15 protein-coding genes and 1 tRNA gene are annotated in these 20,367 nt (G+C 45.8%); 7 read left to right on the top strand and 9 right to left on the bottom strand.

Annotated features, from left to right (window positions below):
* Window positions 1-51: 51 nt before the first annotated feature.
* Window positions 52-2,673 carry a DUF5916 domain-containing protein gene (locus BMX95_RS21125; protein WP_165759083.1) on the bottom strand — a complete coding sequence of 874 codons (2,622 nt, stop codon included), beginning with the start codon at window positions 2,671-2,673 and terminating at the stop codon, window positions 52-54.
* A gap of 349 nt (window positions 2,674-3,022) precedes the next feature.
* On the opposite strand from BMX95_RS21125, the gene BMX95_RS21120 reads away from it, so the two are divergent.
* Together BMX95_RS21120 and BMX95_RS21115 are read left to right on the top strand one after the other, a co-directional pair.
* Entirely contained in the window at window positions 3,023-4,138 is a 1,116-nt protein-coding gene (locus BMX95_RS21120; RefSeq protein WP_081203684.1) for a Gfo/Idh/MocA family protein, read from the top strand.
* Window positions 4,139-4,153: 15 nt separating this feature from the next.
* Window positions 4,154-4,552, top strand: coding sequence for a nucleoside deaminase (locus BMX95_RS21115; RefSeq protein WP_081203685.1), 399 nt, complete (start codon window positions 4,154-4,156; stop codon window positions 4,550-4,552).
* Window positions 4,553-4,554: 2 nt separating this feature from the next.
* Here BMX95_RS21115 and BMX95_RS21110 read toward each other — a convergent pair whose 3' ends face one another.
* Both BMX95_RS21110 and BMX95_RS21105 read right to left on the bottom strand, forming a co-directional pair.
* Window positions 4,555-5,211: a YdeI/OmpD-associated family protein gene (locus BMX95_RS21110; RefSeq protein ID WP_081203686.1), complete on the bottom strand. Its 657-nt coding sequence runs from the start codon at window positions 5,209-5,211 to the stop codon at window positions 4,555-4,557.
* Window positions 5,212-5,335: 124 nt separating this feature from the next.
* Window positions 5,336-5,731, bottom strand: coding sequence for a hypothetical protein (locus BMX95_RS21105; RefSeq protein WP_081203687.1), 396 nt, complete (start codon window positions 5,729-5,731; stop codon window positions 5,336-5,338).
* Window positions 5,732-5,931: 200 nt separating this feature from the next.
* Between BMX95_RS21105 and BMX95_RS21100 the strand changes: the two genes are divergently transcribed.
* The 4 genes from BMX95_RS21100 to BMX95_RS21085 all read left to right on the top strand — a co-directional run bounded on the left by BMX95_RS21100 (window position 5,932) and on the right by BMX95_RS21085 (window position 10,709).
* A tRNA-Leu gene (locus BMX95_RS21100) sits at window positions 5,932-6,015 on the top strand.
* Window positions 6,016-6,127: 112 nt separating this feature from the next.
* A complete protein-coding gene (locus BMX95_RS21095) occupies window positions 6,128-7,237 on the top strand; it encodes an SEL1-like repeat protein (protein ID WP_081203688.1) in 1,110 nt (369 codons plus the stop codon).
* Between the two features lie 192 nt (window positions 7,238-7,429).
* Window positions 7,430-8,956, top strand: a complete 1,527-nt coding sequence (locus tag BMX95_RS21090) for an arylsulfatase (protein WP_081203689.1) — start codon at window positions 7,430-7,432, stop codon at window positions 8,954-8,956.
* A gap of 499 nt (window positions 8,957-9,455) precedes the next feature.
* A complete protein-coding gene (locus tag BMX95_RS21085; protein ID WP_081203690.1) occupies window positions 9,456-10,709 on the top strand; it encodes an epoxide hydrolase family protein in 1,254 nt (417 codons plus the stop codon).
* A gap of 101 nt (window positions 10,710-10,810) precedes the next feature.
* Here BMX95_RS21085 and BMX95_RS21080 read toward each other — a convergent pair whose 3' ends face one another.
* Complete coding sequence (locus BMX95_RS21080; protein ID WP_081203691.1) at window positions 10,811-11,506, bottom strand: response regulator transcription factor; 696 nt, start codon at window positions 11,504-11,506, stop codon at window positions 10,811-10,813.
* Complete coding sequence (locus BMX95_RS21075; RefSeq protein ID WP_081203692.1) at window positions 11,503-12,954, bottom strand: sensor histidine kinase; 1,452 nt, start codon at window positions 12,952-12,954, stop codon at window positions 11,503-11,505. Before BMX95_RS21075 ends, BMX95_RS21080 begins: the two co-directional genes overlap by 4 nt.
* 114 nt (window positions 12,955-13,068) lie before the next feature.
* On the opposite strand from BMX95_RS21075, the gene BMX95_RS21070 reads away from it, so the two are divergent.
* Window positions 13,069-13,785: a basic secretory protein-like protein gene (locus BMX95_RS21070; protein WP_081203693.1), complete on the top strand. Its 717-nt coding sequence runs from the start codon at window positions 13,069-13,071 to the stop codon at window positions 13,783-13,785.
* A 39-nt stretch (window positions 13,786-13,824) separates the two neighbouring features.
* On the opposite strand, the gene BMX95_RS21065 is transcribed toward BMX95_RS21070, so the two are convergent.
* The 4 genes from BMX95_RS21065 to BMX95_RS21050 are packed head-to-tail and all read right to left on the bottom strand — an operon-like array spanning window position 13,825 to window position 20,299.
* Window positions 13,825-14,793, bottom strand: a complete 969-nt coding sequence (locus BMX95_RS21065) for a DUF5007 domain-containing protein (RefSeq protein WP_081203694.1) — start codon at window positions 14,791-14,793, stop codon at window positions 13,825-13,827.
* A 23-nt stretch (window positions 14,794-14,816) separates the two neighbouring features.
* On the bottom strand, window positions 14,817-15,509 hold the full coding sequence (locus BMX95_RS21060) for a hypothetical protein (RefSeq protein ID WP_081203695.1): 693 nt from the start codon (window positions 15,507-15,509) through the stop codon (window positions 14,817-14,819).
* Window positions 15,510-15,527: 18 nt separating this feature from the next.
* Window positions 15,528-16,997 (bottom strand): RagB/SusD family nutrient uptake outer membrane protein, encoded by a 1,470-nt coding sequence (locus BMX95_RS21055; RefSeq protein WP_242673233.1) that lies wholly within the window; start codon window positions 16,995-16,997, stop codon window positions 15,528-15,530.
* Window positions 16,998-17,023: 26 nt separating this feature from the next.
* The gene (locus BMX95_RS21050) at window positions 17,024-20,299 is read right to left on the bottom strand and encodes a SusC/RagA family TonB-linked outer membrane protein (protein ID WP_081203697.1); all 3,276 of its coding nucleotides are present in this window, start codon (window positions 20,297-20,299) and stop codon (window positions 17,024-17,026) included.
* Between the last annotated feature and the right edge of the window lie 68 nt (window positions 20,300-20,367).

The raw sequence follows: 20,367 nt of genomic DNA, 5'->3' as shown, positions 1-20,367 counted from the left end.
TTTCCGGGCCCTAAATTTCAGCCAAGCGTTAGGCATCTTCGTACATGGCAACTACTTTAAAAACCGATACGTCCACTTTACCAGAAAGATATTCCTCGCATCATCGTGGCCAAAGGCATTATTGAATAAACTTTTGGGAACCCGTACATTGTTTTCGAGATCGGCATCGGCATCGGGCGTATTGCTTTGCGACCACACCAGGTAAAGCTCTGAACCACGTTTATACTCCCAACGCATTACGAAATTGCTGCGGAACTGCACAAAGTTAAAATCAGGTTTATCGAAGGTATAATCCACCACGCCATCCTTTTGTTCATCAACCAGGTATTCATCACCCACCAGTTTAAGGGTACCTTCTTTGAATGGCTGAAACCGGTCATTGTAGTTTTTTGCCATGGGATTGATCACATACGCAAAATGATCGTATGTTGGCCGGTTCAAATAGGGTTGTCCGTAGTATTGCAAAGTAAGGTCGGGTGTAATGTTATACGTTAACCGGCCGGTAAAACGCAGGGTGTGTTGTTTTACTTCACTTACAATGGCACGGGAGGTATTGTTGTAGTCTACATTATCGACAAACTGGTCCTGCCGGCGCCAGTAATAGGTATAACTTCCGGCCAGACTAAGCCGCAGGGAATTCATGGGTTGAAAATAAAGGGTGAGCTCTACGTTATTATTTCTCATGGTATGACCGAAACCCCACACGTTGTACAAAGCCAGATAGGCGTATAGTTTCTTTCTAAAATCAGTATTCACATATATGTTGTGCGAAACAGTACCCGGATTGCGAATGGCCGTAGTGCCTCGTAAAGCATTGTTCGAAACGTCGTATACCACAGTAGTACCACCGGTACCAGCCTGCCAGTTGTTTTTAAAATAGGCATGGCTGTTGAAGTTAAACGCCTGGTTCAGGAAGCGGCCGCTGTAATCCCAGCGCGACCAGTGGTTATAATTCAACCGGGCTGAACGGAAGAACAGGAATGATTTGGGCCAGTGAAAACCTGCCCAGGTAAAATGGTTGATCTCATTGGCGGTAAGCATAAAGCCGATATCGTTCAACTCCAGTTCCGGAGAACGCAGCGTAAAGCCGGTTTCGAATTTAAACAGGCGGCCATGTTTTCCGGCTCCCTTACCACCCACTTTTCCAAAACGGAAGGTGCCGCCGGTTCCCGTAAGCGCTGTACGGCTGCTGTCAACCGATAGCACGCGGGCATCTGTTCGCTGGAACAGGTGTTCAAAAGCGGTCTGGGTATTGAGGATGGCATCCTTTGTGCCCTGTACCTGGCTAAAGACCATATTACCGCGCACATACCAGATCCGGTTCTTCCAGGTATGGTAGAAATCGAGCCCGCCGGAATAGGCCTGGCGATGCAACAGGTCATTCAACCCGCCATCGCGATTTACAGCGGTAATAATACCACCAAAGATAGTTTGTCCGCTATTGATGTCTTTCTGCAATCTGCCAACAAAATAGCTGGTAAGCGGCTCCACCAGCTCCTTTCTTTTCTCTCCATTGTTGTCGATGGTTGCCATTTCCCGTTGGGTAATACTTTCCAGCACCCCAATGCTCCAGCCTTTTCGTGTTTTGCCACTGAACTTGGCGGCACCGAGGATAGAGGTGTACTGCGGCATTTTTAAATATTCACTATCATTGGTTTCAGGTGTTAAATGCGGGGAACTGCCGATACGGCGGGAGTAAAAAAGCAGGTCTGAATCATAATCGCCACCCGCCTCGGAACCGGTTAACTGATAGTCGAAAATATTCCGGCTCTCTATAAAAAAGGGACGGCGCTCTTCAAAAAAGTTCTGAAAGCCATCGATGCGTACCTGGGAAGGATCGGCCTCCACCTGTCCGAAATCGGGATTAACGGTGAAATCAAGGATCAGATCATTGGTAACGGCATACTTGCCATCGACCCCGCCGGTTAATTTACTGTCGAACCCCGTGGCAAAAGGATTGCCTGGTTCTTTTTTGTATTTATCGGCCTGAAAGGTGACATAGGGGGCAATCTCCACCTGCCGGTGCATGGGAATATTTTTCAATCCTTTCAGTTCACCAAAACGGCTTACCCAAACCCCGGAATTCTGTGGGATGTATTGCCAGCACGATCTTTCTTCCTTGCGAAAAATGCGTCGCGTTACCTGTATGCCCCAGGTTTTATCAACCTCATTGCCATAACGCAGCTGACTGAACGGGATCTTTACTTCGGCCGTCCAGCCGGTTTCATCGATATGGGTTTTCGAAAACCAGATGGGATTCCAGTTGGCATCCCAGTTATTGCCGTTGTTCGAAACAAATTCATCGCCACGTACGCCCGATACCGATAGGGTAAAGGAAAAGGCGGTGCGGTGGTCGTGGTAACTGTCGATATTTATTTCTACCCAATCGCCGGGAAACTGGTCACGGCGGTCCATCCAGCGGATGATGGAATCGGGATACTGATCGATACAATGGTAGGCTATGTACAGGTATTTTTCGTCGTACAGGATCTTGAATTCGGTGGGCTGGTGCGGTGCCTTGCCTTCGTTGGGCTGCCATTGGGTGAAGTTACCGCTCCATGTAACCGAATTCCAGGCATCTTCGTTGGGGATGCCATCTAATAAAATATTGCCTTGAAGGTGTTGGGTAATAAATGTTCTTCTCACAACCGTTGTATCGGTGGGTTGACTCATGGCGGTTGAAGTGATACATGTGACTGCAAAACAGATTAGCAAAAGCAGTTTGCGCGGGTTCATAAACCAAGTATACAGATTCTCTTTTTTTTATGCCTGTTAAAGTATAGCATCGGTAGTTTTGGAAAAACGAGCAACGGGGTTATTGCTTTAACGATCTAAGCGAAATGCAGGCATCAATAAGTTACAAAAAACAACTATTTTAAGGATGAGCGGAAAACGAAACCGGCAGGAACGATACAACCGGTTCTATACCGGCAAACTATCATCCCCATTGGTAAAAATGTTGGTGGCATAAATAATGCTGCGGTAACTCATTGTTACTTAAATTTAAATAAAACTTGCCTGTATGAATTCCCGTCGAGACTTTCTGCAAAAGCTGGCGGCATCGGTGATTGCCTTTCCCATGCTGTCGACCGAAGCCATTTCCTGTATAGAAAATGCCGATAAAAAAAACTATGATGGGCCGCCGTTACGCGTAGCTATTATGGGCCTGGGTAGTTATGGTACCCGCGTGGCAGACGCCATGAGAGATTGCAAACGTGCCCGCCTGGTGGGCGTAGTAAGCGGCACACCCGCCAAGATCACCAACTGGCAGTCGAAGTATAATATTCCCGAAAAGAACTGTTACAGCTACGAGACCTTCGACACAATAAAAGACAACCCGGATATTGATGTCGTGTATGTGACCACGCCTAACGGCCTGCACCACGATAATGTTATCCGTGCTGCCAAAGCGGGTAAGCATGTCATTTGTGAAAAACCGATGGCCTTGAATGCAAAGGAAGGGCAGGAAATGGTGGACGCCTGTAAAAAAGCGAATGTAAAATTGTTGGTTGGTTACCGTATGCATTTTGAACCCAAGACCCTTGAGATCATACGAATGCGAAAGGATGGCGAGTTGGGTAAAATACTTTTCTTCCAGGGGTTGAGTGGTTTTACTATTGGCGATCCCACCCAATGGCGGTTGAACAAAGCCCTGGCCGGCGGCGGCTCATTGATGGATATTGGGATCTATTCCATTAATGGTGCGCGTTACATGATCGGAGAAGAACCGGTTTGGGTAACCGCGGAGGAAACCAAAACCAATCCGCAAAAATTTAAACCGGGGGTTGATGAGACCATACAATTTCAACTGGGTTTCCCGAGTGGGGCAGTGGCCTCCTGCTTGAGCACCTATAGCATGAACAACCTCGATCGATTCTTTTTAAATGCAGAGAAAGGTTTTGCGGAATTACAACCCGCCACCGGTTACGGGCCCATTAAAGGCCGCACCAGCAAAGGCGAGTTAACGCAACCGCATATCACCCATCAAACGGTGCAGATGGATGAAATGGCCGGCATAATCCTTGATGGCAAACAACCGATAGTTCCGGTAGATGGAGAAGAAGGCGTGCGTGATCTGAAGATCATCGATGCCATTTACCAGGCGTGCAGCACAGGCAAAAAGATAGCGTTGAAATGATTTACTTTTGCGGTCATGAGTGAACATCAGCAATACCTGGAAAGATGCCTCGCCCTGGCAGAAAAAGCCGCTGCAGACGGTGAAAGTCCCGTTGGCAGCGTTCTGGTAAAAGACGGAAAAATTATTGGGGAAGGGTATGAAAAAAGCCGGCAATTGAAAGACATTACCCGGCATGCTGAAGTGGTGGCCGTTCTCGATGCGGTACAAAAGGGAGAAGATGTATCCGGGTCGGTTTTGTACAGCAATGTGGAGCCCTGCATCCTTTGTTCTTATGCCATCAGGCATTATAAAATAAAAGAGGTAGTATTTGTAAAGTATTCCGGGGAGTTGGGAGGAACCAGGGAGCCGTTTAATATCCTTACCACTACTGAGCTGCGTTCCTGGAGCCAGCCACCAACGATAACCGTATTATAAGCTTATATATTCCTGGGATTCTTCCAGCCCTTCAATAACCGGTCGAGCGTGTCGGCAATTCGTTTTTCCCGGGTTTCCGCACGTTTGGCGGTAACAATCCATTCTACATATTCTTTTTTGTGGGAGAATGGAAGCGACTCAAAGTAAGTACCAGCCTTTTTGTTTTTAGCTAGCACCGCCTGCAGGTCATCTGGCAGGCGCACAATCTTCTTTAGGGGGTCGATATATTCCAGGATGGGCCGTTCCGTTTGATTGGCCGCTTTCTTTTTATCGGCTTCAGTTTTCAGTCGAAAAGCAAAGACCGACCAGGTATCGTTAAAAGAAACCAGCGTGATCCAGTGGACCTGTGGCTGTTTCAGCAGGTTGTCCCACCCTTTATCGCGGGTAAGGTCAGTTTGCAGGGAAGAAGTGCCTTTGGGATAATAACACCAGCAAAGCACATCTTCTTTAACCAGGGGCAGTACTTTGGGCAATTCTTTATCGAGCTGGGCTTTATTGAGGAGGAACCAGTGAATTTGCTGGTAATTCTTCGCTGTGGGGGAAATAGATACATCATCAGGAAGGGGCCCGAGTTCCTTTTTAAAATCGGCCGGCGCGTTGATGGTGCGCAGGGTGAAGCCTTCTTTTATTTTTAGTTTTTGCGCCAATGGAGCAGGCATGGTAGTAGTTTGAAACTAAGGTAAGCAAAGAAGTAGGATCTTGTTTATTGGATCTTGCGGAATAGGGGAAGATAACAAGTTGACAAGGAAATGAGCCCTGTCAACCTGCTTATTTATTCGAAGTTTATTTAACATCCGCCGTTTTGGTAAAAGCCTTGTCAATATAAAACTTTACGGGCAGTTCGTACTTGACGACCAGGTCCATTATTTTCATTGATTCAGCCGGTGGATCTGCCTGTAAATTTTCGCGGGAATAAAAAACTTTTCCGTGGACATTTTTAAGCTTGCCAAGGGCGGAGTCGAGCATGGTAAGGTCGACCGGGAGACCATTGGCTGTTATTTTTCCGGATGATGCCACGAACACCTGAAGGGTCGAGTCGTTTGTTTGGGCTGTCCCGGTTACTTCGTCAAGGGGCATTGCCGGCTTATCACAAGTAGAGGAGCCGCAGCCTACGATAGCGATGCCCAGGGCAAGTACCATTCCGACGGAAAGGATACTCAATAGGGATTGTTTTTTCATGGAAGTTTGTCTCAGATTTATGAGACAACCTGAACGTTGAATATGGCCACTGATTGTACGGGGCATATATTCATTTTCTTAAATCAGGTGACATTCAATTTTTTCTGAGAATTATTTCTCATTTTTTTGGTCAATTCAGAATTACGGTTATCTTTGCAACCCGAAACGAAATAGCTCTTTAGAAAATAAAAGATCTGAATGCCCAGGTGGCGAAATTGGTAGACGCACTGTGTTCAGGTCGCAGCGCTCGCAAGGGTGTGCTGGTTCGAATCCAGTCCTGGGCACTTACTTAAAAAGCCTCTCGATTATCGAGGGGCTTTTTTGTTATGGGCCTTCCTCTCCACCTGCGCGTCATCCATATTTTTTCAATTTAATTGTAATCCGGTACTTAAACAGATGAAACATTATTTTCTGATAATTTTATTTATAATAACTTCTTTCCTTTCTTTTGGACAAACCAAAGATTATGAAAAAGGACTAAAGGCGTTTGACTCTAAAGACTTTTCAAAAGCTTTTAAATTATTGAAACCATTTGCAGACAATGGAGATTCAATGGCTGAATTTGTTGTAGGCTTTTGTTACCTCAATCCTGAATTTAAAATAAAGAATGATTCGTTAGCAGAATATTACCTAATAAGTTCAGCAGAGAAAGTTAACTCCAAAGCAATGGAAATACTTTCTATTTATTACTTTCAAAAAGGAGGAGAAAATGAAAAACTGAAAATTCAAGCGTTGGTTTGGGCTGAAATAGCGGGAGCATATGACCCAGCTTTTAATGCGACAACTACCCGTTTTTTAATCAGACAATACCTAAATGAATCGGAGTTGAATGAAGCAGAAAAGATTCTGAAAGACAAAAAAATAAAATTTGACAAAATTAGTATTGAAGCATTTCAAAGCCTTAACAAACAAGCCAAATCGAATAATGAAAACGCTAACAAAGTAAAAATCCCTGAAAATAAATACAATCTAATAGAAAATCCATATTCTGATTGGGTTTATCGATGGAAACTAGAAAGATTTGAGTGTGACACGATGTATTACACGGCACAAGTTGAAACAAAAATAATCGACTCCGCGATAAATGTTATTAAGCAAAATCAATCATTTGACATTCATTTTTTGTATCGTGGTGACAACAAAAAGAAATTCACCATTTCTATTGACGAACAGGAATACTTAATAACAGAGCTTGACTTACTTAAAAACTATAAATGGGAACAAAATATGTTTCCTTATTCAAGACGTTTAGAGCAAAACGAAATTCAACCAGTATTTGACAAAACAGAAAACCTCCCAACGGAAAAGGAAAAAAACATGTGTTCAATCGTTTATACCTTTTCAAAACCTATTTTTATCCGTAACGGAACAATAGCTTTATATTTAGACCAAAAAAGGTATCGGACTAATTATACTCAGTTGGAATTTGGATTCTACATACTTGAAAATAATAGATGGGAACAAATTGCAAGTGTTTACAAGCATTATGAAAATGCGAAAGAATAAACTGTGCATAACAAGGGTAATGCAGCAGATAGGTCTTGACAAAGCCTGCAAACCAATGTTTGCGGGCCTTTGCTTTTTGGGGTCCAAAACTGAAATTAAGTACTTAAAATAAGGCGGAAACCTTACTACTGCCGTGTCTATAGTATTGACATAAGTTATTCTAAACATTTTAGATAATTCAATTTAAAGATTATGGCAGCAAAGAAAAACGAAAAAAAGCCCAATATATTGGTAATATTTGGTGATGATATCGGAATTCCCCAGATCAGTGCATACACCAGAGGATTGATGGGATATAAAACACCTAACATCGATCGTATTGCAAACGAAGGAGCCATTTTTACGGATTCATATGGGCAGCAAAGCTGTACCGCAGGGCGTGCAGCCTTTATATTAGGCCAGGAGCCATTCCGCACAGGGCTCCTGACAATTGGTATGCCGGGTGACCCTCATGGTATCACAGATTGGATGCCCACAATTGGCGATGCATTGAAAGAACAAGGGTATACAACCGGCCAATTCGGTAAGAACCATTTGGGCGACCGTGACTATCATCTTCCTACAAATCACGGCTTCGACGAATTCTTTGGCAACCTTTATCACCTGAATGCGGAAGAAGAACCCGAAGGTTACTTCTATCCCCAAGATCCCACTTTCAGAAAGAAGTTCGGACCAAGAGGCGTTATTCACTCCTGGGCACAGAAAAACGGCGAACAGAAAATTGAGGATACCGGTGCGCTTACTAAAAAAAGAATGGAGACCATAGACGAAGAATTTCTTGCCGCTGCAAAAAATTTTATTGATAAAGCCGCCAAAAACGACAAACCCTTCTTTGTTTGGTTCAACACCACCCGTATGCATGTGTTTACACATTTAAAACCTGAATCATTAGGTAAAACGGGCAAAGGCATACACGCAGACGGTATGGTTGAGCATGATGGTCATGTAGGAGAATTGCTTGACCAGCTCGATGATCTTGGAATAACTGACAACACAATAGTTCTTTATACAACTGACAATGGAGCAGAGATTGCACTTTGGCCTGATGGCGCCATGACGATGTTCCATGGTGAAAAAGGTTCTACATGGGAAGGTGGCTTGCGAGTTCCCATGCTGGCCCGCTGGCCTGGGGTAATTAAGGCGGGGACGGCCTACAATGATATAATTTCGTTGATAGATTGGTTCCCTACCTTGTTAGCAGCTGCCGGTGTTCCCAATGTTAAGGAAGAACTGGCCAATGGTACCACCTTCGGAGGTAAGAAATTTAAAGTTCACCTTGATGGTTACAACTTTTTACCTTATTTCAAAGGCGAAGAAAAAACAAGTCCCCGTAATGAGATCTATTATTTTGACCAGGGAGGTAATTTGAACGCCATTCGTTACCAGGACTGGAAAGTAAGTTTCGCTACCCAGCAAGGCAATATAGCTACCGGCGTACGCTCCGTTTCAGCATGGGCCCTGATAGCTAACCTTCGTATGGATCCTTATGAAAGAGGACTGGAAGAAGGCGGTGGCGCTGTTGAGTTTCTTGCCCGGAATATGTGGTTACTGGTGCCGATACAGGCCCAGATAAAAAAATTCTTCAGCGATTTTCACGACTACCCATACCAGGCAGGTTCGTCACTCAATGCCGGAGGAATTAACTATGGTATGTTGAAACAGCAGGAGGCACTTAAACGGTTGAAAGAAGTAGAAACATTTGCTACCATTGGTGGATAATGATCTTCAGAATACATAGGGGGCAGGTTATCAATTGAACTGTTCCCTATTTAAGTACCGTCAGGATAAATCTGACGCTTATGAAAATATCGTTTCTTCATCCACTGCTTTTTGTTTCTTGATACCTGATTCCAGTTAGGTTGATTGCTGAATTTTAACTTTTCAGCGGCGAACCTAACTTACACCTGATGCCATTAGTTTTAATGGCATTCTTTCTTGTGTCATGTCATCGGAATGAATCAAAGCCTAATCCATCTTCCCTATGGACGGAAGTGCAGAATGCCCTATAAGAAGCTTAACTATTTTTAGATGTGGAATTTGGCGATTACCTATATTTCCTCTGACAGGTAAAAAGCGTGAATAAGCATGCCTAACTGGCACGCTGTTTCTCCCAATATGAGCTAATTAGTCGAAAACACTGAGCTTAATAGAACAGTTAATATACATCCCATACTATACTTTCGATCCCATTTTATATTAAAAGATAATCTATAAAAGCATGGGATTAATTGAAAGTAAATTACCAGAAATACCAGCTAACGGCATTCCCTTATTTGAATTACCACTGGCAACTGCATCTTTAACACCTTTTGAGTTACATATTCCACAAGCCGTAATCGATGACCTTCGTTTAAGACTTAACCAAACCAGATGGCCAGACCGTGAAATCGTTAATGATTGGTCACAGGGTGTTCCCTTGTCGGCGGCAAAAGCATTGATTGATTATTGGGTCAATAACTATGACTGGAGAAAATTTGAATCGCAGCTGAATCAATTTCCACAGTTTCGTACACTTATCGACGGAGTGGGCATTCATTTCATCCATGCCCGTTCACCGCATCCCAATGCATTACCCATTATTTTAACACATGGATGGCCTGGTTCAGTGGTTGAATTCCTTGGAGTAATAGACCGTTTAACTGACCCCACAAAATTTGGCCTACCCGCTAAGGATGCATTTCACGTAGTTGTACCTTCGATACCAGGTTACGGTTTTTCAGATAAACCTACTGAACAAGGCTGGAATCCGTTGCGTATTGCACGTGCCTGGGCTGTTTTGATGCAAGAGAAACTAGGATATACCCAATGGGTGGCTCAGGGGGGTGACTGGGGCGCTGCCATCACACATGCATTAGCTGGAGAGCGTCCTCAGGGATTGCTTGCAGCACATGTAAGCTTACCACTGGTCGTTCCTGATGCTTATCCGCCAAATCCCGACAAGGAAGAACAGGAAGCCATCAGGGATATTGAAAACTACTTAAACAACATGTCTGGCTATGCAGATCAAATGAATACACGTCCACAAACTATAGGTTATGCGCTTAACGATTCTCCCCTGGCGCTGGCTATGTGGATGTACGAAAAGTTCTGGGAGTGGACAGATAATCAGGGCCAACCGGAGGATGCGCTAACAAAAGATCAAATGCTCGACGATATATCTCTTTATTGGTTTACTGGCACTGGTACTTCCAGTGCGCGGCTGTATTGGGAAGGCGTAGGAAGCACGATCAGGAATTCAGGCTTTTTCTCAGCATCCCGTGCAACGTCAAATAAAATAGAACTTCCAATGGCAGCCAGCATTTTCCCCGGCGAAACATTCCGCGCGCCACGCGCCTGGGCCGAAGTTGCCTGGCCCAACTTATTTTATTGGAATAAGGTAGATAAGGGAGGGCATTTTGCCGCGTTTGAACAACCCGAGATCTTTGCGGGTGAGATGTATAAAGCATTCCGGTCATTCCGACATTCCTGGTAAGAAAGCACAAAAAGCCTTGTAAGCCTATAGATTTACAAGGCTCTTTGAACTTTAACAATTATTCGGTTAGCCTCACCTGTGGCGATACCAAACAGGGCTTTCTACTCCTGCACCCTGAAGATAAACCCCACGCCATATACATTCTCAATCCGGATGCAGTTGGAATTGTTCAGGTGTTTTCGCAGTCGGGAAATAAACACATCCAGGCTTCGGCCCAGAAAATAATCGTTCTTGCCCCAGAGTTGTACCAGGATGTTTTCCCGGCGCAGGATCTTGTTCTCATGTTCAAAAAGATAGAGGAGTAGCTCTGCCTCACGGGGCGTGAGGATAATGTCATTTCTGTGTTTGATAGACAGCCGGAGGGAATCTTTATTAAACTCTACATCACCACGGGTAATAATGGGCCGTTGAGGTGTTTCGGTAGCAGCATAGCGGCGAATGATGTTCTTTATACGAAGCACCAGTTCATCCACATCAAAGGGTTTTGAAATGTAATCATCCGCGCCAATCTTCAGGCCATACAAACGATCTGCTTTTTCATTACGCGCCGTGAGGAAGATAAAGGGAATCTGAATGCCGGCTTCAAAGATCCGGTTGGCCAGTTCAAAGCCATCCATTACGGGCATGGAAACATCAATAATGGCCAGTTGATAGGAGGAATGAAACTGTTGCAACTGGTCGAACGCCAGCTTACCATTCTTTGCCCAATCTACCTCAAAGCCAACAATCTCCAGGTACTGTTTAACAACATTGCCCAGATCAATCTCATCCTCAACCAATAAAATCTTTGCATTCATAGGAGGGTCTTTTGTTCCAATACGGGTATACTGATTGTAAAGGTGCTGCCTGTTCCTTCTTCACTCTGGAGATCCAGCTTCCATTTGTGCGAGTCTATAGCCCGGTTCACATAGAATAGTCCCAATCCCAGTCCCTTCACCCGGTTATGAACACCGCTGCCGCCCCGGTAAAACTTATCAAAAATATGCTTTCTAATTTCTTTGTTGATACCAATGCCATTGTCCGCTATTTTAATGTGCAGGGCTTTTTTATCGCTGGATGTGGTGACAATTATATGCTTGGATTCTCTGGTATTGTATTTTACCGCATTGTCAAAAATATTCAGAATTATGGTAGTGAACCAGAAAGGATCAAGCAAAACAACGTCCCGTGTTGCATTTTTGTTTAAGGTAAGGGTGACCTCAGATTCAGACTCTGTTGCATTGAGCCGGTAATCCAGCAACAGTTCCTCCAGCAGATGGTGCACAGAGCTGCGCTCCACGTGCAGGGACAATTTGTTCATGGTGGTAATACCCAGCGTTTGGCTGATCAGCGTTTTGAGCCGTTCGGCCTGCCGCTGTACTACTTCAGTAAGCGGGAGGAGGCTGTCTTTATTAGACAGGATCTTGTCGTTCTGCATGGTCCGGTTGGCCACAATGATGGCAGACAGCGGCGTATGAAATTCATGCGTGATGCTGTTGATGAAATCAGATTTCATCTCTGACAGTTTCTTTTGCCGGATCCAGTTCCGAAAGGTTACAAAGTTCAGGATGACCACGCCGCCTACTGAAAGGAGGGAGAGCAGAAAGGTGGGCATCATGAGCCGGAGAATGGTTTGTTTGCGGTCATACGTGTCCACATATAGGCTAAAGGAGATGCTGTAGCTGTTATCCGTACTGCTGCTGACAGTTACATGCCGGGCCAGGGTATTGGGCTCCAGATTGTCCAGTGTACCGGCTATGCGGATCCCTGCCTTTGTTTGGATCTGCGGATCAATCCATTCGTTATGGCCGTTCTGATGGTAGAGGGGTACATACTGGTCCCGCCGGAAAGCTATTTCAATAAACTCAATGGTAGACGCATACCGCAGCTTTCTGTCCAGGTGATTGCGCTGCATGATGGCTTCCATCAGGCTGTCAATATTGTTGGCTTTACGCAGGTCACGGAAAGCGCTGTCACAAACCCGTTGGCCAAGTTTATTGAACGCCTGTTTGTCCATTTTATACAGGGCTTCCAGCCGCGGCAGGTTACCCATTATATGGTTATCCAGTATATTGGCGCCACCCGGCATGACCTTGTCATTTTTGATGGCCCCCAGGTACTCATCCGTAATAATGCGTTTTTCTGCAAAGAGGTAATGGTTGTTTTTTAATTCATAGGTGTTGTACAGGAGAAAGAATTGTACACAGGTCAGTGTGAGGGCACTGGCAATCGCAATGATCCTGTGCAGAGAGGTGGTATACTTCAAGCAATGCTGGTTTAAATTGTAATTTGATTTCCATTAACACTGTGTTTGAAGTCTGTTGACAACAAACAGACCTGACCCATAAATATCTTCACAACTTCATCCAAAACTTCAACAATGAACTCAACATTAACAGCGGTAATGATGGCCGGCCTCGCATTGGGCCCCGCACTGCCAGCCTGGGCTTCCGGCCACAGCCAAAACGGCTACCAGGCGCCTGCTGCGGATACCATTACCCGTGAAGGGTATACGCTGGTATTTATTAACCGGCAGCCTGATTTTGACACCACTACCCGGCAGCGTATGATTGACGTATTTTTTACCGTTTACCCTAAAGAAGCTAACCGGTTCAATACCCACACAGCCCAAAAAGTAGTCTTTACCATCGATCCCGACTATGATGGCGTTGCAGAGACCGGCAACGATAAGGTGCGTTATAATCCCAAATGGCTGAAAGCCCATCCGGAAGATATTGATGTGGTCACCCATGAGGCCATGCACATTGTTCAGGCCTATACACATCCTGTTCCCGGATGGCTTACAGAGGGTATTGCTGATTATGTGCGTTATGTATATGGTGTCAACAACCAGAAGGGAAACTGGCGGCTTCCAGACCTGAAGCCCGGCCAAAACTATACCAATGCTTACCGTATAACTGCCCGCTTCCTGGTATGGGTGGAAAAAAACCATTCTGGTACTGTTGACAGACTGGATAAGGCAGCCCGCGAGGGGAAATATACGTCACAGATCTGGACTACGCTAACCGGAAAAACGGTTGATGAACTCTGGAAAGACTACAGCCAAAATCCTCAACTGGAACTCACCTACCGTTAATTACAAGACAATTACTATGTGATCAGGCAAGGGATCCCGTTATATCGGGTCCCTTGTTACTTTAGGTAAGTGAATGGTAACTAAATAAGTGCCACCCTGCCACAAACGGAATGTAAATCTTGGGTTCACACTGTATGTTCTGGTGCCGGCTGGTGTAATACCCGGGTCTATCCTGGCTATGTTGCCGGGAATGCGATAATAGATGGTATAGCCCTGTGCGCCCTGGATAATAGGGAATGGCGTCAATTCAAAATCACAGATCAGGGCTGTGTCTGTAACTGTCAGCGGATGGAAACGGGCAAAGGTGCGGAAGCTGCTTCTGTCCCCACGTTCAATATATTCATTATTGGATGGCTTAAAGGGTGTGCCGTTCTGGTCTTCAACCTTCAGGATGACCCGGTAGCCATTGGTAGAGAGTCGTTCAATTTTCATTTGCGGTGTGGCTATGTCCCCGCTGGTAGTGGTACCGTCCTGGAACCAGGCACAGGCGGCGCCGTCATTCTCATAAGGCAGACCATCATACAATGTAAACCGGCCAACATCCTTATAGATCCTGCTGCCGGATTCATTGGTGGCCTTAACATCATAGGTGTAGGTACCTAATGGCACACTGTCTGTAGTACTGTAAAATGTAAAGGCGCCGGTGTGTACGTTGAAATCAAAACAAGGTTCATTAACCAGTTTTCTAACGGAATTCAGCAGTTCGATGGTGCTATCTATAGCGGGATCAAACTGGCTGATGAATACATACCGCTGGTGATTGGCATAAATGGCATCCGCATGTTTGCCGGTGGCGGAATCCCGAACGTCCAGCAGTTCATAGGTCACAGGGGCGCTGGATCCATCTGCATCTACCGGGTTGGTCTCAGTTACAATACCCCTGGCTATCTGAATGGGGTTGTCCGTATACCGGATCTGCTGGCTTAAATAACCAGGTGTAACTTTCTGGCAGGAGTTGGTGACCAGGCCTGCCAGGAGAACTAATCCAATATATTGAGGAATCTTCATGATTGATTGTGTTTGATTGGAGATTAGTGATTGTCATCATAAAAGTTGAACATATGTGAGTTACCCAGCACGTGCAGCACACCTGTGGTGGTAAGAATACCTGTGGTCTGGCAAAGACTTTCCAGCCGCTGCTCATCCACTACGGATCCCAGTTGGGTAGAATCTGGCGGTACCGGATGACCGGGTAACGCAATGATCTTGGTGAAATAAATGTATTGCGGTTCTGTGGTGAATACATTCTGATTGGTGTAATCAGAAGTAGGGATCAGCTGCATTAACCTGTATTCACCATTACGCGATTGCCGCCATAAACCATTCCTGGTAATATTATCCCGTGTGAACCGGTCTGCAAACATATAACTGCGCAGGGAGTCCTTCAGGGCTGCCAGGTTCAGGGAATCAAATGTATAGGGCATGTTCTCATCATTCCTTTTGATGCGCAGGTCGGCCCCTTTGGCTTCTACATATCTGCGGATAGAATAATTGGTAAAGGCAAAGAAGGTGCCCGCCTGGTTGAGCTCGTCTTTCAGCCCTGTTTTGTCAATCATCATCACCAGTGTATCAAACAAATGGTTGGTCTTGAGATAGTCATAGGTGGTCATGTTCACCTGCGCCACAAAGGTGCTTCCGCCAATGGTATAGGATTTCTTGCAGGCAACGGTGGCCAGTAACAAAAGGGCCGAAGCCGCTGTTAATATTTTTATCTTCAGTGTCATACTAATCAGTTTTATTGGTTAAAGCTTGCCCTGCCAATATTTGGTTTGCACCAGTGTAAAGTCATCCTTGAACATGGACGGATCTATTGGCCATACCCAGCCGCCATTATAATACTGGTCCGGGCTGAAATTCTCATTATAATCAAGCAACAGCCCCGTGCGGATCAGATCATAATAGGCCTGGCCTTCAAAGAAAAATTCCCGCAATCTTTCTTCCAGTATCTCCCTGCCCATGTCTGTGCCGCCGGCGCCTGTATAGTCTGCAATACCTGCCCGTTCTTTAACAGCGTTTAACAATGGCAGTGCTTCTCCATCCCGGCCCAGTTTATTGAGCGCTTCTGCCCGCAGCAACATGATATCCGGCAGCCTGAAAATATTCAGGTTATTGGACAGCCGCGGATCACCTTGAGAGGAGCCGTCGGCATAGTAAATATTTGCGTATTTAATGGTCTGCCCCTGGTTGCTGGTATAGGCCTGGTAAAAGAATTTGGCATAACGGATATCAGCAGTATCAGAATAAAGGTTTATTACATAATCATGATTGATGGGCCAGTTCAGGCTGCCCTGGTTGGCAATAAAGGGCCTGGCCAGGGTAGGCAGATAACCGCCACCATTACCGGCCGTAGCAATGCCTTCATTTTGACCGTAGTTAACGTTGATCTCAAAAATGCCTTCCCGTGATTTGCCAACAAATACCTGTGCATAGTGCGCGGAGTCCTCCAACTGGTAACCACCCTGTCTGATAAGCGTGTCGGCTGTTTTTTCACAGGCGCTGTAGTCATGCTTCCAGGCCTGGATATGCGCTCTGAGCGCCAGAACGCTGCCTCTGTTGGCACGGACTGCAGTTTGACTGAGATCTGCATATCCAAACACCAGGTTGCTTTCCGCCGTCTGGCAATCTGCCAGACATTGCGCCCATATGGTGGTTGCCGGTGAGCGGGCAATAGTTTGCGCCTGGCTAACATCCAGATCCGGCGCCAGCTTCAGCGGTATATCTCCCCAGATACGGCTCATATAGAAATAAACATAAGCGCGGAGAAAATAAGCCTCTCCAATGATCTGGTTCTTGAGATCCGGATTGGTAAAAGCGGAAGCGGGTATCTCCGGTACCCTGGCTATGATCAGGTTAACCTGCTGGAGCACCTGGTAATAATTCTGCCAGTTCCATTCCCAGGGTCCCACGTTCAATCCAATGAACTGACCATTGCAAATGGGTTGATTAAAGGCATCCAGCCCGCCGTTAACACTGTATTCGCCGGAAGGCAGATCTCCATATACATGCCAGGAATAGTTGTTCAACAATACACTCCTCAGCAAGGCATAGGCGCCTGCAATGGCTGTATTGGCATCCTGACCGGTTTTAAAATAAGCATCTGTAAATGTGGAGTTGTGTGGTTGCAGGTCCAGGATCTTTTTACAGGAGCTGCTGCCAAGCAGGACCAGTAAAAACACCGCAACCAGTTTTCTATTTATATAAGCGTTTTGCATGTTGATGACTTTGAAGTGATGGATGATCATAAGCTCATATCAAGACCTAAAGTGAATTTCTTTGGAATGGGATAACCACTCCCGTTATATATTCCAAAAGGATCGACCTGTTCGGCATCCGGCGCCAGCGCCTTCTGGAAAATATGCAGGTTGTCTACCATGCCATATACCCTCAGCCTGCCCAGGTGCAGACGCTGCAACACAGAAGGGTTGAACACATACGAAAGGGTCATGGTCTTGATCCGCATATAATCTCCATTCTCCACCCATTGGGAGCTGACTGCGGCATACTTGTAACGGGTGCCCAGAAAGGAGCTGAGTGAAGGGTAGGTAGCATTATCCCCCGGATTCTGCCAGTAGTTAATATCACTCAGGTCAGGAAAAGCATTGTGGGAAATGGCATGCAAAGGGTTGGGATCACCATCATCCGTAGGCACCAGACCGGAAAGCCTGCCCGCCAGGTAGTCATTATAGATCTGCCTGCCAAGTGTATAAGTACAGAACACGGTCAGACTGAGGTTACGATAGCTGAAGGTATTGTTAAAACCGCCTGTGAATTTTGGATTGGGATTGCCTGCTGGTGCATAGTCTGTATTATCCAATATGCCATCTCCATTCTGGTCTTTCCAGATAGGATCTCCCCCTCTGAAAGGATAGCCGTAAAAATTGAGCACGGCACCTGTGAGCGGGTTAAAGGGAACATCCTTGTCAGTTTTATAAACACCCGTTGCCTGAAACAGGAAGTATTCATTGATGGGATGGCCTTGCCTGAGCAGGTAACTGGTTGCACCCTGGTTAACAACAATATCCCTGCCGCCATTGGGCAGTGACGTGACCATATTCTTATTGTAGGCAAAGTTAAAATCAGTCGACCACTGGAATTTATTAGCTGGTTTGAACCAGTGTGCAGATAACTGGGTTTCTATACCTGAGTTGCGCGTACCAATGGCATTGGTGGTAATAGTTGAGAACCCGGTAGTAACAGGCAACACCAGCGAGAAGATGCCTTGTTTGGTATTGCGTACATACAGATCCGTAACCAGGTTGAACCGGCCGTTCAGGATATTGATGTCAATACCAAGATTGGCTTCCTGTGAATGTTCCCAGGTAAGGTTCTTGTTGGCCAGACCGGCTGAAAAATTGGGTGAAATAGCCGGCACCCCATTATAGGTAAAAGAAATGTTCTGGTTGTTAGCTGGATTGTTGCTGCCCGCAAAACTACCAGCGCCAATAGTGTAAGTATTATAGGACAAATAGTTGCTGCCCTCATCCGGTTGACGGCCCGTAACGCCAAAGCTACCTCTGATCTTCAACATACTGAGCCAGCCTGAAAAGCCATCCATGAAGGGCTCTTCACTGACGATCCAGCCTGCAGACACAGAAGGGAAATAACCTACACGGTTATTGCTACCAAATTTAGATGACGCATCGGCATTGAATACGCCGGAGAAAAGATAGCGGCCTTTAAAATCATAGTTCAACCTGAAAAAGCCGGACTGGATCCCGCTTTCAATCAGATCAGAAAAGCCGGATGATTGATTTTTATTCAGGATATTAACTACGGCTACCTGGTCATTGGGAATACCATCTGTTTCAACATCTGTTGAGCGGTATTGATGGAACTCCGTATTCTGACCCAGCAGGAAATTCAAATGATGGCTATTGCCAATGGCTGTGGTATACATCAGGGTGTTGCTCATCAGGTAATTGGCGGAATTGTCCGCAAAGCTAACAGCATAGCCCACACCACTTTGTCGGTATTTGCCTGGTGAATAAGTATCCCGCCGGCTGTTGGCCGTTTGGAAGGAGATCACCGTATTAAAGACTAACTTATTGGAGATCTTCCAGTCAATGCTGGGGCTGATGGTAAGACTGTTATTGGTGTTGGCATCTGTCTGGTTACTGGCATTACCAAAGATAAAATCCCGGCTGGCAGGGCTCAGGTACAAGGTAGAAGCCGGCAGCCTGCTGGATGCATAATAACCGCCATTAAAAGGACCATAACCGCCGGTAATGTCATTCAGAGAACGGGGGCGGTTAAGATGGCTGAAGCGGATCTGTGTGTTAACAGTCAGTTTGGATGACAGCTTTACACTCGTATTGCTGTTAAAACTATAGCGCTGCAGCCCGGATTTCTTAATGATGCCTTTTTCATTGTAGCAGTTCAGGCCGTATCGGTAATTGACAACATCACTACCGCCGCTTACTGACAGGTCTACGTTATCTACCAACCCGGTCTGAAACATACCCCCACGGTAATCATTGGCATTGTTAAAGGCCGGGTTCAATGTATCTGTCAGGATCATGGGCAGATCCGTTAAACTGTTATAGGGACCGTAATGATTGATCAGGTCCATCTTGGCACGGGTTTCTTCAGCCCCAATGTATACTTTGTCCAATGTTGGTCTTTCAGTAATACCATGGTACGTGCTGAAGTTGATGCGCAGCCTGCCTGGTGTACCTCTTTTGGTTTTGATGATGATAACACCACCGGCGCCGCGGGATCCGTAAATGGCGGAGGCCGAAGCGTCTTTCAGGATATCAATAGATTCAATATCACTGACAGGAATGCCCGCCAGTACATCTGTATTGGTACCATTGCCATAATTTATGGCGGCAATATCATCCGTAGCCTGGGGAACGCCGTCAATAACATACAGCGGACCGCTTACCGCTCTGGCCAGACTGGCCTTACCGGCGGCAGTAGTGGGATCATTGTTAACGGACCTGCTAACAGACGTATTACCTCTCACAACAACTGTACTGCGAACGCCGGGCTCACCGGAGAAGTTCTGTACATTGACACCTGCTACCCGTCCCTGCAACAAGCCATCCAGGGTAGGAGATGGTACATCTGCAATGGTCTTTGGATCAAGGGATGTAACAGCGGCACTGACATTGCGCCGGGCAAGACTCTGGTACCCGATGACCACTACATCTTTCATCCCTTTTGGGTCCTGCTTTAACGTGATGATCAGGTTGGTGAGTGTTCCTGTAACTTTAAGGTCTTTGGGGAGATAACCTACCGACCGGAAGGTGACTGTTGCGCCCGGTGCTGCGCGGATGAGAAATTTACCATCTTCATTGGACATACCGCCTTGTTTGGTGCCGGCTATTTCAATGGTCACGGCGCCTAATGGCTTACCATCACCACCGTCTTTAATAACACCGGAAACAATAACGCTGTTTGCCGCGGGTGCTACCTGGGAAAAGGCATGCTGTATCACAAATAGCAATAGTATTTGGACAGACAGAACAACCTTGTAACAGGCAATTCTGCCGACCAGTGTTAATTTAGTCATTGCAGTAGTTTTGATTGAATCTTATAGCTAACTAAATTAACCGGTTGCCGTTTTCAAACTTGTCAACG

It is taken from the genome of Niastella yeongjuensis, from assembly GCF_900110245.1.
In the GTDB taxonomy this organism is placed as follows: Bacteria; Bacteroidota; Bacteroidia; order Chitinophagales; family Chitinophagaceae; genus Niastella; species Niastella yeongjuensis.
Note: the sequence above shows the minus strand (reverse complement) of the source record. Positions and strands in the feature narration are given on the sequence as shown.

Bases quoted from the DNA above. Each gene is read 5' to 3' on its own strand.
- BMX95_RS21125 (WP_165759083.1), bottom strand. From the start codon at position 2,673: ATGAGTCAACCCACCGATACAACGGTTGTGAGAAGAACATTTATTACC.
- BMX95_RS21120 (WP_081203684.1), top strand. From the start codon at position 3,023: ATGAATTCCCGTCGAGACTTTCTGCAAAAGCTGGCGGCATCGGTGATT.
- BMX95_RS21115 (WP_081203685.1), top strand. From the start codon at position 4,154: ATGAGTGAACATCAGCAATACCTGGAAAGATGCCTCGCCCTGGCAGAA.
- BMX95_RS21110 (WP_081203686.1), bottom strand. From the start codon at position 5,211: ATGCCTGCTCCATTGGCGCAAAAACTAAAAATAAAAGAAGGCTTCACC.
- BMX95_RS21105 (WP_081203687.1), bottom strand. From the start codon at position 5,731: ATGAAAAAACAATCCCTATTGAGTATCCTTTCCGTCGGAATGGTACTT.
- BMX95_RS21095 (WP_081203688.1), top strand. From the start codon at position 6,128: ATGAAACATTATTTTCTGATAATTTTATTTATAATAACTTCTTTCCTT.
- BMX95_RS21090 (WP_081203689.1), top strand. From the start codon at position 7,430: ATGGCAGCAAAGAAAAACGAAAAAAAGCCCAATATATTGGTAATATTT.
- BMX95_RS21085 (WP_081203690.1), top strand. From the start codon at position 9,456: ATGGGATTAATTGAAAGTAAATTACCAGAAATACCAGCTAACGGCATT.
- BMX95_RS21080 (WP_081203691.1), bottom strand. From the start codon at position 11,506: ATGAATGCAAAGATTTTATTGGTTGAGGATGAGATTGATCTGGGCAAT.
- BMX95_RS21070 (WP_081203693.1), top strand. From the start codon at position 13,069: ATGAACTCAACATTAACAGCGGTAATGATGGCCGGCCTCGCATTGGGC.
- BMX95_RS21065 (WP_081203694.1), bottom strand. From the start codon at position 14,793: ATGAAGATTCCTCAATATATTGGATTAGTTCTCCTGGCAGGCCTGGTC.
- BMX95_RS21060 (WP_081203695.1), bottom strand. From the start codon at position 15,509: ATGACACTGAAGATAAAAATATTAACAGCGGCTTCGGCCCTTTTGTTA.
- BMX95_RS21055 (WP_242673233.1), bottom strand. From the start codon at position 16,997: ATGCAAAACGCTTATATAAATAGAAAACTGGTTGCGGTGTTTTTACTG.
- BMX95_RS21050 (WP_081203697.1), bottom strand. From the start codon at position 20,299: ATGACTAAATTAACACTGGTCGGCAGAATTGCCTGTTACAAGGTTGTT.